At 64.6% G+C, this 12,413-nt stretch carries 12 protein-coding genes and 1 pseudogene; 5 read left to right on the forward strand and 8 right to left on the reverse strand.

What is annotated here, in order from left to right:
* Nucleotides 1-20: 20 nt before the first annotated feature.
* On the forward strand, nucleotides 21-1,286 hold the full coding sequence (locus HWX87_RS36905; protein ID WP_176051709.1) for a three-Cys-motif partner protein TcmP: 1,266 nt from the start codon (nucleotides 21-23) through the stop codon (nucleotides 1,284-1,286).
* Here the strand turns inward: HWX87_RS36905 and HWX87_RS36910 are convergent.
* Both HWX87_RS36910 and glmS read right to left on the reverse strand, forming a co-directional pair.
* Nucleotides 1,279-2,103 (reverse strand): phage Gp37/Gp68 family protein, encoded by an 825-nt coding sequence (locus HWX87_RS36910; RefSeq protein WP_244137842.1) that lies wholly within the window; start codon nucleotides 2,101-2,103, stop codon nucleotides 1,279-1,281. The two genes, HWX87_RS36905 and HWX87_RS36910, sit on opposite strands and share 8 nt — an antisense overlap.
* Before the next feature lie 301 nt (nucleotides 2,104-2,404).
* On the reverse strand, nucleotides 2,405-4,234 hold the full coding sequence (gene glmS / locus HWX87_RS36915) for a glutamine--fructose-6-phosphate transaminase (isomerizing) (protein ID WP_176051710.1): 1,830 nt from the start codon (nucleotides 4,232-4,234) through the stop codon (nucleotides 2,405-2,407).
* A 156-nt stretch (nucleotides 4,235-4,390) separates the two neighbouring features.
* Between glmS and HWX87_RS36920 the strand changes: the two genes are divergently transcribed.
* Nucleotides 4,391-4,882, forward strand: coding sequence for an Lrp/AsnC family transcriptional regulator (locus tag HWX87_RS36920; protein ID WP_059237721.1), 492 nt, complete (start codon nucleotides 4,391-4,393; stop codon nucleotides 4,880-4,882).
* Between the two features lie 52 nt (nucleotides 4,883-4,934).
* Here HWX87_RS36920 and panB read toward each other — a convergent pair whose 3' ends face one another.
* A complete protein-coding gene (panB, locus tag HWX87_RS36925; RefSeq protein ID WP_176051711.1) occupies nucleotides 4,935-5,795 on the reverse strand; it encodes a 3-methyl-2-oxobutanoate hydroxymethyltransferase in 861 nt (286 codons plus the stop codon).
* 77 nt (nucleotides 5,796-5,872) lie between these two features.
* Here panB and HWX87_RS36930 point away from each other — a divergent pair, with 77 nt between their 5' ends.
* Nucleotides 5,873-6,691 carry a helix-turn-helix transcriptional regulator gene (locus HWX87_RS36930; protein WP_176051712.1) on the forward strand — a complete coding sequence of 273 codons (819 nt, stop codon included), beginning with the start codon at nucleotides 5,873-5,875 and terminating at the stop codon, nucleotides 6,689-6,691.
* Nucleotides 6,692-6,704: 13 nt separating this feature from the next.
* On the opposite strand, the gene HWX87_RS36935 is transcribed toward HWX87_RS36930, so the two are convergent.
* Together HWX87_RS36935 and HWX87_RS36940 are read right to left on the reverse strand one after the other, a co-directional pair.
* Nucleotides 6,705-7,238 carry a methylated-DNA--[protein]-cysteine S-methyltransferase gene (locus HWX87_RS36935; protein ID WP_176051713.1) on the reverse strand — a complete coding sequence of 178 codons (534 nt, stop codon included), beginning with the start codon at nucleotides 7,236-7,238 and terminating at the stop codon, nucleotides 6,705-6,707.
* 82 nt (nucleotides 7,239-7,320) lie between these two features.
* A pseudogene (locus tag HWX87_RS36940) lies at nucleotides 7,321-7,471 on the reverse strand (adenosine deaminase); the annotation flags it as partial.
* 319 nt (nucleotides 7,472-7,790) lie between these two features.
* On the opposite strand from HWX87_RS36940, the gene HWX87_RS36945 reads away from it, so the two are divergent.
* A complete protein-coding gene (locus HWX87_RS36945; RefSeq protein ID WP_176051714.1) occupies nucleotides 7,791-9,083 on the forward strand; it encodes an MFS transporter in 1,293 nt (430 codons plus the stop codon).
* Between the two features lie 72 nt (nucleotides 9,084-9,155).
* Here HWX87_RS36945 and HWX87_RS36950 read toward each other — a convergent pair whose 3' ends face one another.
* Entirely contained in the window at nucleotides 9,156-10,259 is a 1,104-nt protein-coding gene (locus tag HWX87_RS36950; RefSeq protein WP_176051715.1) for a LacI family DNA-binding transcriptional regulator, read from the reverse strand.
* A 71-nt stretch (nucleotides 10,260-10,330) separates the two neighbouring features.
* Between HWX87_RS36950 and HWX87_RS36955 the strand changes: the two genes are divergently transcribed.
* Complete coding sequence (locus tag HWX87_RS36955; protein WP_176051716.1) at nucleotides 10,331-11,167, forward strand: NAD(P)-dependent oxidoreductase; 837 nt, start codon at nucleotides 10,331-10,333, stop codon at nucleotides 11,165-11,167.
* A 28-nt stretch (nucleotides 11,168-11,195) separates the two neighbouring features.
* Here HWX87_RS36955 and HWX87_RS36960 read toward each other — a convergent pair whose 3' ends face one another.
* Both HWX87_RS36960 and HWX87_RS36965 read right to left on the reverse strand, forming a co-directional pair.
* Nucleotides 11,196-11,516: a DUF1330 domain-containing protein gene (locus tag HWX87_RS36960; protein WP_176051717.1), complete on the reverse strand. Its 321-nt coding sequence runs from the start codon at nucleotides 11,514-11,516 to the stop codon at nucleotides 11,196-11,198.
* 129 nt (nucleotides 11,517-11,645) lie between these two features.
* The gene (locus tag HWX87_RS36965; RefSeq protein WP_176051718.1) at nucleotides 11,646-12,344 is read right to left on the reverse strand and encodes a hypothetical protein; all 699 of its coding nucleotides are present in this window, start codon (nucleotides 12,342-12,344) and stop codon (nucleotides 11,646-11,648) included.
* Nucleotides 12,345-12,413 lie beyond the last annotated feature (69 nt).

Consider the following 12,413-nt stretch of genomic DNA (forward strand, 5'->3'; position numbering starts at 1 on the left):
AGCCCCGCATTACACCAAGAATGGCAAAGACAGAAGACAAGTATTTCTGGCAGGTCGGACATCCGCCGCCGCTTCTTGACCAGCACAGTGCTGTTAAGCATTCGATCGTCGAAGAGTATGTTCAGCAATACATCGAAACCCTGATGAGTTTGCCGACGATGCCCAAACTAACTTTGACGTTGGTTGACGGGTTTGCCGGCGGTGGGGAATACCTCAATGAAGAGGCCAAATCGGTTGATGGTACGCCTCTGCTTATGATGCGGGGGGCGCATCTGGCGCGAGCCGCTCTCAATGTTGGTCGACGCACACTGCGCGAAGTGGACACGGAGTTTTTCTTCGTGGAGAAAAAGCGGGAATCTGCGGAGTATCTCTGTCAACATTTGGAAAGGCGGCGAGCTGAGGGCGCCATCGCACAGCAGGACTTCGAGCGGTCGAAAGTGCTGAACGGTGGATTTCTCGATGAACTGCCGAGAATCGTCGAGCGCATCAAAGCACGACGAGGCGGCGGTCGGGCGATTTTTCTGCTCGACCAGTACAGCTACAACGCCGTTCCGATGAACAAGCTTCGGTGGCTGATGACCGAGCTGCCGAACGCCGAAGTCATCATGACCTTTAATGTCGACTCACTCCTCACCTACATTAGCGACAGAGAGGCAAATCGGAAGGCCGTTCGCAGTATCGGCATTGAGCAGTACATCCCTTGGGGGCAACTGGGGCAAATCAAGGCGGAGTCTGGACGAGCGGCACTCCAACGTTACGTCGCGCATGGCATTAAAGCTGAGACAGGCGCGCCGTACATGACGCTGTTCTTTGTTCGGCCAGACTCGGCAAATCCGTGGAGCTATTGGCTCGTACACTTGTCGCAGCAGTACAAGGCCCACGATGTAATGAAGTCGCTGCACTGGGCGCACTCGAGCGAGTTTGGACACGAACTCGAGCCAGGGCTCTTCATGCTTGGCTACGACCCGAAACGAGACGAGCAATATACCGGTCAGTCTATCCTCTTCGATGCTGGTGGGGCAGAGCTCTGCATCGAGACATTGAAGGAAGACCTCGGCCGCGTTCTGTCAGGCCGGCAGCAGCCACTCACCGTTCGACAACTCCTCACCGACCACATTTCCAACACTATTGCAGACGAAACTCGGCTGCAAATGGTTATCCGGGGTTTGCACACGTCAGGGAGTATCGTGGTGTCGAATAAAGACGACAGAGTGCGGCGGCCGTCAAAGCACTACAAACCCTCCGACATCATCGAATACTCGCCGCAGCGAAACATCTTCACGTAAGCCGCGCGTGGTCGGGCATATCGTCCCAAGTGCGTCCTTCGAGGAGCCGCCCATTCGCGCCCTTGGAGCGACGTACGCCATCGCTGCCCCATGTACCCCATTGCTTGAAGAAGAACTTCACGTCTTGCTCCTCGCACTGGATCTTGACGTTCTGCACCCACTCTTCGAGCATCGGGCGCGCCTTCGCACCGGATTCTCCGCCGACGATGACCCAGTCAATGTTCTCGAGATTCAGTGTTCCGAGGTCCTCGAGGAGCGGTTCGACGGACAGAAAGCGCACACCGCCTTGCACCGCGCGCAGCTCATCGATGCGAGGTACCCCATACCGACGGTCCTCTACGGTCACACCGAGCCAGGCGTTTGCCGGAATATCACGACGGCTGCAGTAGCTCGCGAGACGCTCAGCGCGCTTCGTGAGAATCTGAAACGTGTGCTGCGGGCACGCGCGAATCGCGTCAAATACCTGCGTGATGTACGCATCGGGAACCGAGCGGTGGAACAGGTCGGACATCGAATTGACGAAATACACCGTCGGACTCTTGCGTTTCAACGGCTCGTCCAAGCGATTCGGCAGAATGGTCAGTTTGAATCCGTTCTCGTAGCCAGGAGTGCCCATGGCGTGCAATCGCTTCGCCATGCCTTCGGCGTAGCAGTTCTTGCAGCCCTTAGAAATTTTCGTGCACCCAACCGTTGGGTTCCACGTGCGCTCGGTCCACTCAATCTTGCTTTGCCCACCGCTCATTATTCGACCTCTCAATTTGGCTGCGATTTTATCGGGCTTCCAGTGGTTGCTGCGAAATAGCCATGCTCCTGTCATGTGCTCGCGCTTTCTCGATGCTCGAAAGTGGCGGCACACAATCCCCGCAGTTCAACCCTCGTAGTATAGAGTTTTTGCTGTATATTTATACAGTTAATGGAGGTGATTATCTATTTCCAGCGCGGGCCATGCTCCGTGACGCATGCGCAACCAGGTTACTAATAACCCAGACCGTGAGCAGCCCCGGCCATTGCGCGACGTTCGAGCAAGTGGATGGTGACGACACGCGACAACTTAGACAGGGTCATGTTCGGCTCGCCAGAGCCGACGCACGTTCAATAGGAACACGAAAACGCCCCTCTCACTCCACCGTCACCGACTTCGCCAGATTCCGCGGCTTATCGATATCCGTCCCCCGCGCGAGCGCCGCGTGATACGCCAGCAACTGCATCGGCACCGTATGCAAAATCGGCGACAGCGGCCCGTAGTACTCATTGAGCCGAATCACCTCGATCCCCTCACTCGGCACGAGTCCGCAGTCCACATCCGCGAACACGAACAGCCGGCCATTCCGCGCGCTGACCTCGTGCATGTTCGACCGCAGCTTTTCGAGCAGCATGTCGTTCGGCGCAACCGCGATCACCGGCATCTCGTTGCTGACGAGCGCCAGCGGCCCATGCTTCAGCTCGCCGGCCGGATAAGCCTCCGCGTGAATATAGGAAATCTCCTTCATCTTCAGCGCGCCTTCGAGTGCAATCGGATAATGCATGCCGCGCCCGAGAAACAGCATGTTGTCGCGTCGTGCGAGCAATTCCGACCACGCCATGATCTGCGGTTCCAGCGCGAGCACTTTCGACATCGCATCGGGCAGGTGCCGCAGCGCGCGCAGATGGGCCTTCTCCTCGTCGTCGCTCAAGCGCCCGCGCACTTGCGCGAGTGACAACGTCAGCAGGAACAACGCAACCAGCTGCGTCGTGAACGCTTTCGTCGAAGCCACCCCGATCTCGATCCCCGCACGCGTGACGAACTGCAGCGCACATTCACGCATCAGCGCACTCGTCGCGACGTTGCAGATCGCGAGCGTATGCGTCATCCCGCTTTTCTTCGCGACATGCACGGCACCGAGCACATCGGCCGTTTCGCCGCTCTGCGACACCGCGACAACCAGTGTGCGCGGATTCGGCACGCTGTCGCGATAACGAAACTCGCTGGCAATTTCCACGCTCGCGGGCAGCTTCGCGATGCTCTCGATCCAGTACTTCGCGGTCAGTGCCGCGTGATAACTGCCGCCGCACGCGAGCAGCAGCACCGAATCGACGTCGTTGAACACACGCCACGCGCCGTCGCCGAACAGCTCGGGCATGATCGACGAAACATCGAGCAGCGTATCGGCCACGGCCTGCGGCTGCTCGAAGATCTCCTTCTGCATGTAGTAGCGGTACGACCCGAGATCGGCCGCGCCGCTATGCGCGGCGACGCGTTGCACCGCGCGCTCGACGCGCTGGCCGTTCGCATCGACGATCCAGTAGCGATGCAGTTGAATGTCGGCGACATCGCCGTTCTCCAGATACGCGATGCGATCGGTGATGCCCGACAGCGCGATCGCATCGGACGCCAGAAAATTCTCGCCTTCGCCGACACCGACGACGAGCGGCATCCCGTCGCGCGCGCCGACGATCCGGTGCGGCTCGTCGCGGCACATCACCGCGATCGCATAACTGCCGCGCAGGCGTGCAACCGCACGCCGGACCGCGTCGAACAGATCGCCGTCGTACAGGTGGTCGATGAGATGCGCGATCGCTTCGCTATCGGTCTGGCTGGCGAACACGTAGCCATGTGCCTGCAGCTCCGCACGCAGCTGATCGCAGTTCTCGATGATCCCGTTATGCGACAGCGCGATGCGTGCATTGGCGTCACTCGGCGAGAAGTGGGGATGTGCGTTGAGCGTAACGGGCGCGCCGTGCGTGGCCCAGCGCGTATGCGCGATGCCCGTGTAACCCGACAACGCATGCTCGGCGATCTCGCGCTGCAGGTTGGCCACCCGATCGACGCTGCGGGCGCGCGCCAGCGCCCGGTCGCGGTAGACCACGACGCCGCACGAATCGTAGCCGCGGTATTCGAGCCGCTTCAGGCCGTCGACCAGGTTCGGCAGGATGTCCCGTTGGGCGACCGCCCCGACAATTCCACACATATCGCGCTCCGTAAATGTCCCGTCTGGACCAGTGAGAGCGATGGTAGAACCAGTGGAATGGAATTAAATTTCAAAAAATTAACGGAAGTGAAATGAACGGTGGATCGTCTATCATATTGAAATTAAATTTCACATCCTGACCGGAAGGAGCCGCCGATGGCCGGCATCACCCTCGACGATCTCGACCTGCGCATCCTCGCGATCCTGCAGGACGACGCGTCGGTGTCGAACCTGCAACTGGCCGAGCGCGCGCTGTCGTCGCCGCCCACCTGCATGCGCCGCGTGCGGCGGCTGACGGAAGCCGGCGTGATTCGCCGGCAGGTCGCGGTGCTCGACCCGGTCGCGATCGGCACGGCCGTCACCGCGCTGATCGAGATCAGCCTCGATCGCCAGACGGCCGAGGACTACGATGCGTTCGAAACCTACGTCTGTGCGGAGCCGGCCGTCACGCAGTGCTACCGCGTGTCGCCGGGGCCCGATTTCGTGGTGGTGGCCGATCTGGCCGACGTCGCCGAATACGACGAATTCGCGCGTCGGCTCTTCACGGGCGCATCGAACGTCCGCAACGTGCGGACGTTCTTCTCGACGCATCGCGCGAAATTCGAAGCGAATGCGCGGGTCGCGCATGCGATGCGCAAGCGCACGTGACGTGACCGCATCGTTCGCCACGCATCAAGCGTCACGCATCACACATCACACATCACGCAGCCGCAGGCGCGGCTGCATCCGCGAGTTGCAGCGGCTTGCCGTACCCGAAGCAATGCGCGGGCTCCGGAAACACGCGCTGCCGCACGTCGTGCGCGTACTGGCGGATCGCATCGCGCATCACTGCGTTCGCATCGGCGTAGCGCTTCACGAAGCGTGGCGTGTACGCATCGAATGCGCCGATCATGTCCTCGGTCACGAGCACTTGCCCGTCGCATGCCGGCGACGCGCCGATGCCGATCGTCGGGATCGTCAGCGTTTCGGTCAGATGGCGCGCGAGCGCTTCCGCGGTGCCTTCGATCACGACGCTGAACGCACCGGCCCGCTCGGCCGCGCACGCGGCGTCGAACACCTGCGCGGCCGAACGCGGGTCCATCCCCTGCGCGCGGAAGCCGCCCGTCGCGTTGGCCTGCTGCGGCATGAGGCCGACGTGCGCCATCACCGGAATGCCGCGCCCGGTCAGGAAGCGGATCGTGTCGGCCATCTCGCTGCCGCCTTCGAGCTTCACGGCCTGCGCGCCGGTTTCGGCGAGCAGCCGCGCGGCGGAGCGATAGGCCTGCGCGGGCGATTCCTGGTAGGTCGAGAACGGCAGGTCGACGACGACGCACGCCTGCGCGGCGCCGCGCACGACGGCCGCACCGTGTGCAATCATCATGTCGAGCGTGACGCGCAACGTATCGGGCATCCCGTACAGCACCATGCCGACGGAGTCGCCGACGATGATCACGTCGGCCACTTCGTCGACGAGCTTCGCCATCGGCGCGGAATACGCGGTCAGCGACACGAGGCTGCCGATGCCTTTGGTCGAGCGGATCGCGGTGACGGTCTTGCGGGTGGTGCGGGTGTGAGCGCTCATGAACGGAAGCCGTGTGAAAGAAGAGCCGCCACGGTAGCATCGCGCTCGTTCGTGCAATGACCTTCGGAGGACGTCTTATGTTGCTGGCGGGACAATCGGGTGATCCTTATGCGGTGCCGCCGATGGCGCGCCTGCCGAGGCCGCTGTACGTGCGCGCGTTCGGGATCCCCGGCAACGTGAGCGTCGACGCGCACAGTCATCCGTGGGCCCAGCTGATGTACGCGACGAGCGGCGTGCTGGAGGTGTCGACGCCGTCGGGCCGGCAGCTGCTGCCGCCGCACTATGCGATGTGGATTCCGCCGCACGTGCCGCATGCGGTGTCGACGCGCGATTGCGTCGCGTTCCACAGCCTGTATCTCGACGCGGCGATCGCACGCGACGACGTGAACGACGACTGCACGATCCTCTGCATGACGCCGCTGCTGCGCGAACTGGTGATCGCGACCGGCGAGTTGCCGGTGAACTACGACGAGACGGGGCCGGACGGTGCGCTCGTGTGCCTGATCGCCGACCGGATCGCACGCATGCAGCCGGCGCCGCTGACGGTGCCGCTGCCGCGCGATCCGCGTCTGCTGAAAATCGCGCGTGCGTTGCATGCCGCGCCGGGCGATACGCGCAGTCTCGACGATTGGGGCCATCAGGTCGGCGCGACGCGGCGCACGCTGTCGCGGCTGTTCCGGCAGGACACGGGGCTGTCGTTCACCGAATGGCGGCAGGCCGTGCGGTTGCTGGCGGCGTTGCCGCTGCTCGATGCGGGCGAGCCGATCGGCACGGTGGCCGCGCAACTGGGCTACGACTCGACGTCGTCGTTCATCGCGCTGTTCCAGGCGAAGTTCCACGTGACGCCTGGCGCGTATGCAAAGCGTGAAGCGCGCCGGCCCGTGTTGAGCGCGTGACGCGCGCCGTCGATCAGAACGCGAGCGCCTGCTGCACCGGGTGGCGGGTGCCGCGCGAGAACCCGGCGCCTTCGAGCGACAGCAGCGCGCGCTTGCGGTCGATGCCGCCCGCATAGCCGGTCAGGCTGCCCGACGCGCCGACCACGCGATGGCACGGCACGATGATCGATACCGGATTGCGGCCGACCGCACCGCCGACGGCGCGTGCGCCGCTCATCGGCAGCCCGACGCGTTCCGTGATGTCGCCGTACGACACGAGTTCGCCGAACGGAATCGCGAGCAGTTCCTTCCACACGCGTTGCTGAAACGCCGTGCCGCGCAGGTGGAGCGGCACGGAAAACGTCTCGCGCGTGCCGGTGAAGTACTCGGCGATTTCTTCCGCGACCTTGCGTGCGATCGGCGACATCGCGTGCGCGTCCGCTTCGGTCACGATCGCCACCGCCGGAAAGTATTTCTGGCCGACGAAGTACAGGCCCGTCAGCGCATCGTCCTCGATGCGCACGGCGATGTCGCCCAGCGGGCTCGGAATCAGGTGAGCGGGAGTCATCGCGCTACATCTCCATGAAGGCGCCACACATGCAGTGCGGCATACGCGCGCCACGGCGCCCAGCGCGCCGCATGCGGCGCAGATGATGGCATGGCCGCGCGTTTGGCGGCTTCGCCGGGCAGACGGGGCGGCAATACGCGCCCGTCGTAACCCGCCGTCGAGCGGCGGTTCCGGGAATGCAGGGCGTCGTAGCAGGTGTCGGGATCGAGGCGCATGCGACGACTGTAAACCATCCCCGTGATCGATTCTGGCTGGAATCGGACATGTGTATCGGTGGCCGCCCTCCCGCGCGCGCGTCGGGAAAATCCGGGAAAAACGGTTAATGCCAATCTGCGAAACAGTCGTCTCTTTTGCCGCGATCAATTTGAGATGACTCATCGAAATCCCCGAATGACAGGGCGCCGGCAGACGCCCTATCCTTTGAAAAACGTTTTCCAGATTGGTTGGTGAAAGGGCCAGTGCGTCAGCGCGCGGGCCGTCCGCCCCGGCGCCGGTCGCCGGTCAACGAACACAGTGCGGCGCGACGGGCGCGGCCGCGCATCGGAGACATTCATGCAATCTGCCGTCGTCGGCGCCGTGCGCGCAGCCGCCAGCCGCTACCGCTGGACCGTGTGTGCGCTGCTGTTTTTCGCGACCGTGATCAACTACATGGACCGGCAGATCCTCGGCCTGCTCGCGCCGATGCTTCAGCACGACATCGGCTGGAGCCAGGTGCAGTACGGCCGCATCGTGATGGCGTTTTCCGCGTTCTATGCGCTCGGCCTGCTGGGCTTCGGGCGGATCGTCGACTGGCTCGGCACGCGCGTGTCGTACGCGGTGGCGATGCTGGTGTGGAGCATCGCCGCGATGCTGCATGCGGCGGTCGGCTCGGTGACGGGCTTCGCGTTCGTGCGCGCGCTGCTCGGGATCGGCGAGGGCGGCAACTTCCCGGCCGCGATCAAGACGACGGCCGAATGGTTCCCGCGCCGCGAACGCGCGCTGGCCACCGGCATCTTCAACTCGGGCGCGAACATCGGCGCGGTGTTCGCCCCGGCGATCATCCCGGCGATCGCGGTGGCCTACGGCTGGCGCGCGGCGTTCGTGATCATCGGCGCGATCGGCATCGTGTGGCTCGTGGTGTGGCTCGTGCTCTATCGCCAGGCCGACACGCGTGCGCTCGCCGCGGAGTACGACGAGCCGCGCGACGAAGCCGAAGCGCTCGATGCCGCGAATGCGAACGCCGGTGCGCCGCGCTGGGGCGAGCTGATCCGCAAGCGCGAAACGTGGGCGTTCCTGATCGGCAAGTTCCTGACCGATCCGGTGTGGTGGTTCTACCTGTTCTGGCTGCCGAAGTGGCTCAACGAGTCGCGCGGGATGGACATGCAGCACATCGGCCTGCCGCTCGTCTGCATCTACGCGCTGACGACGGTCGGCAGCATCGGTGGCGGCTGGCTGTCGTCGGTGCTGCTGCGCGCGGGCTGGAGCGTGAACGGCGCGCGCAAGACGGCGATGCTGATCTGCGCATGCTGCGTGCTGCCGATCGCGTTCGTGTCGCAGGTGCAGAGCCTGTGGCCCGCGGTGCTGATCGTCGGCCTCGCCGCCGCCGCGCACCAGGGCTGGTCGGCGAACCTGTTCACGACGGCGTCCGACTTGTTCCCGCGCCGTGCGGTCGCGTCGGTGGTCGGCATCGGCGGGATGGCCGGCTCGATCGGCGGCGTGCTGTTCTCGGAAGTGATCGGCCAGGTGCTGCAGCGCACGGGCCACTACTGGGTGCTGTTCGCGATCGGCGCGTCGGCGTACCTGATCGCGCTGGCCGTGATGCACGTGCTCACGCCGAAGATGAAGCCCGCGAAACTCGACGCCTGATTGCGTCCCCGCAAACGAACGCGCCGCCCGAGGGCGGCGCGTTTTCTTTTGGCGCTCGGGAAGGGCGTGTGGTCAGCCGGCCGATGCCGTCGACGCGCGCATGATCAAGCGCGGCTCGAACGTCGAATAACTCGCATCGGTGCGTCCCGCGAGCGCGTCGATCAGCTTCTGCATCGCAAGCTCGCCCATGTTCTCGCTCTGGATGTCGACGGTCGTCAGCGCGGGCGCCGCGTATGCGCCGTACGGCACGTTGTCGATGCCCGCGACCGACACGTCCTGCGGCAGCCGGAAGCCGAGCGACGCGGCTTCCTTCATGAAGCCGAGCGCGATCAGGTCGTTGTAGCAGATCACGGCCTGCGGGCGCTGCGGCCCGAGCATCACGCGCGAGCATGCGCGTTCGCCCGCTTCGGCGGTCGGCGCATGCGCGTCGTGCACGTCGAGCGTGAGCCCCGCTTCGGCGAGGCAGTCGCGCGCGCCCTGGATCCGCTCGTCGTTCACGCGCGCGGTGCCGAAGCCGAGATAAGCGATGCGCGTATGGCCGAGATTGAGCAGGTGACGCGCGAGCATGTAGGTCGACAGCCGGTTGTCGATGCCGACGCTCGGAATCGGCAGGCCGGGGCTGCGACGCAGCAGCACGAGCGGCTTGTTGAGATCGAGCATCCAGCCGGCTTCGTCGTCGGGCATCCGCGTGCTGACGATCAGCCCGTCGACGCGCTGCGCGAGCGCTTCGATCAGCGAGCGTTCGCGTGCCTGGCTCTCTTCCGTATCGACGAGCAGCAGCGTGTAGTCGTGCTGCAGCGCGACGCGGTTCGCGCCTTTCACCACGTTCGTGAAGTGCGGGTTGCTGATGTCGAGGATCACGAGGCCGATCGTGCGCGTGCGGCCGGTGATCATCGAGCGCGCGAGCGGGTTCGAACGGTAGCCGAGCCGGTCGATGGCCTCCTTGAGCCGCGCCTCGACGGTCGGCGAGAAGCGCTGCGTGCCGTTCACGTACTTCGATACCGTCGCGACCGACACGCCGGCTTCCGCGGCCACGTCGCGGATCGTCGGGGAAACTTTTTTCATCGGCAGGGTAACGTTTTCGTTCGATAACGCCGGATTGTGGCAGAAAAAGCCGGGCCGCGGCCACCGGTCGATATCGGGAAAGTGCGGATGGCTGCGAACAGGTTCGACCATTGACGTTCGACCGCGCCACCGCGTATAGTTGGAAAACGTTTTCCGATTTTGGTCAGATTCAAGGAGATTCGATGAACGCCTCATCCACCGCCGCGCGCAAACCGTTCGGGCGCCTGCTGCTGACGGGCGCGGCCGGCAACCTCGGCCGCCAGTTGCGCGGCGCGCTCGCCGACTGGGCCGACGTCGTGCGCGTCAGCGATATCGCGGCGCTGGACGACGCGGCCGCGCATGAAGAAATCCGCGTGGTCGACCTGGCCGATCGCCCGGCCGTGATGGCGCTCGTCGAAGGCGTGGACGCGATCGTCCACCTCGGCGGCATTTCGGTCGACGCGCCGTTCGACGATCTGGTCGGCGCGAACATCACCGGCACGTACAACCTGTACGAAGCCGCGCGCAAGCATGGCGTGAAGCGCGTCGTGTTCGCGAGCTCGAACCATGCGATCGGTTTCCATCCGGTCACGGAAGTGCTCGACGCCGATTCGCCGTTGCGCCCCGACAGCCTGTACGGCGTGACGAAGTGCTTTGGCGAATCGCTGTCGCGCTATTACTTCGACCGCTTCGGGATCGAGACGGTGTGCCTGCGGATCGGCTCGTCGTTCGAAGTGCCGAAGAATCCGCGCATGCTCGTCACGTTCCTCAGCTATCGCGACTTCATCGAGCTCGTGCGTTGCTCGCTGCTGACGAACCGCGTCGGGCACGCGATCGTCTACGGCGCGTCGGACAACCCGGTGAAGTGGTGGGACAACACGAAGGCCGGCTTCCTCGGCTTCCGCCCGCGCGACAGCTCCGAGCAGTTCGCCGAGTTGTTCCCGGTGACGGCGCCGACCGCCGAGTACGACGATCCCGCGCAGCGGTTCCAGGGCGGCGGCTTCGTCGTCGGCGAGCCGATGGAGCGGAAGGCGTCGTAAGCGTTGCCGGCCGCGCCGGCGTCGCGTTTCAGCGCAGGATGTCGGTGGCCTTGTGCCGTTCGTCGACGCCGTCGATCAGGATCAGCGGGCCGCTCGCGTGTCGTGCGCGCAGCGGCTGGATCTGCCGGTACGCATCCGATTCGTACCACGCGCGCGCCGTGTCGAGATCGGGAAACGCGATCGCGATCAGGTCGCCGCGCCACACGCCTTCGCGCACCTCCGGCCGCGCGCCGTGAATCACGAAATGGCCGTCATACGGCGCGAGCGTGCCGTCGATGCGTTCGAGGTATTCGACGATGTCGTCGCACAGGTCGACGTCGTGCAGGTGGGCGATGGCATAGGCGGTCATGGCGGGCTCCGTGGCGTTGCGGTTCGTGAGTCGATGGAGCCATGATCGCGGCGTGGGCGGCGCGCGTCGATTACCTGCGACGTAAGCAAATCCCGACAGCCGCGCCGCATTGCTGCCGGGCCGCCGCCGTCAATGCTTGTTGCGGCACGCCGGATCGCTTTCGCGCCGCTCGCTCGATTCGCACCAGTAGCTCGGCCGCCACGCTTCGAACGAAACGGTCTTTGCCGCATTGGCGCGCGTGACGCGTACCGGGTCGGCCTTCAGCGCATCACCGTCCTGCTCGTAGTTGAATTGCCAGTTCCGGAACACTTCGCGATGGAACACCCACGTGCGGTGCGCGACGTCATAGCGAAACGTCACGCGGTCGCGCCAGTGGTTGTGGCCCGCGAATACGCCCTGCTCGACGGTGAACGTGCGAGGCTCGACCGTGAGCGCGTTCTCGGCGACGCCGTCGAGATACGGATCGCCCATGCCGCCTTCGTCGGCTTTCATGATCACGGTGTCGTTGCGCGCGGCCAGCCGGTAGCGTCCGTTCGCGCTCTGCAGGAAGATCAGCAGCGGGCGCAGCGACGGCGTGCTGATCGAATCGCCGGGCTGATGTGCGACGACGACATAACCGTTGCGGGTGCCGTCGGTCAGGCGCCCCGACGCGGCATCCAGCGCTTCGTAGCCGGCGGGCAGCTGCGCGACGATGTCGTCCGGCAGGGCGGACGTGTCCGGGCAACGGATCGACGAATGCGTGTCGTCGCAGGTCGAGGCGAAGGCATTGCCGATGCCGAACGTCAACAGCGCGGCGACGAGAAATCCTCTGATACGGGGGATCGTCATGCGGATAAGGTCTTGAGGGTGCGCGGCGGAAGCCGACGCGCTTGCATCGGCTCGTGTCGCCACGGCTCG

The sequence above is a fragment of the Burkholderia sp. BCC1644 genome (genome assembly GCF_902833225.1).
Lineage (GTDB): Bacteria > Pseudomonadota > Gammaproteobacteria > Burkholderiales > Burkholderiaceae > Burkholderia.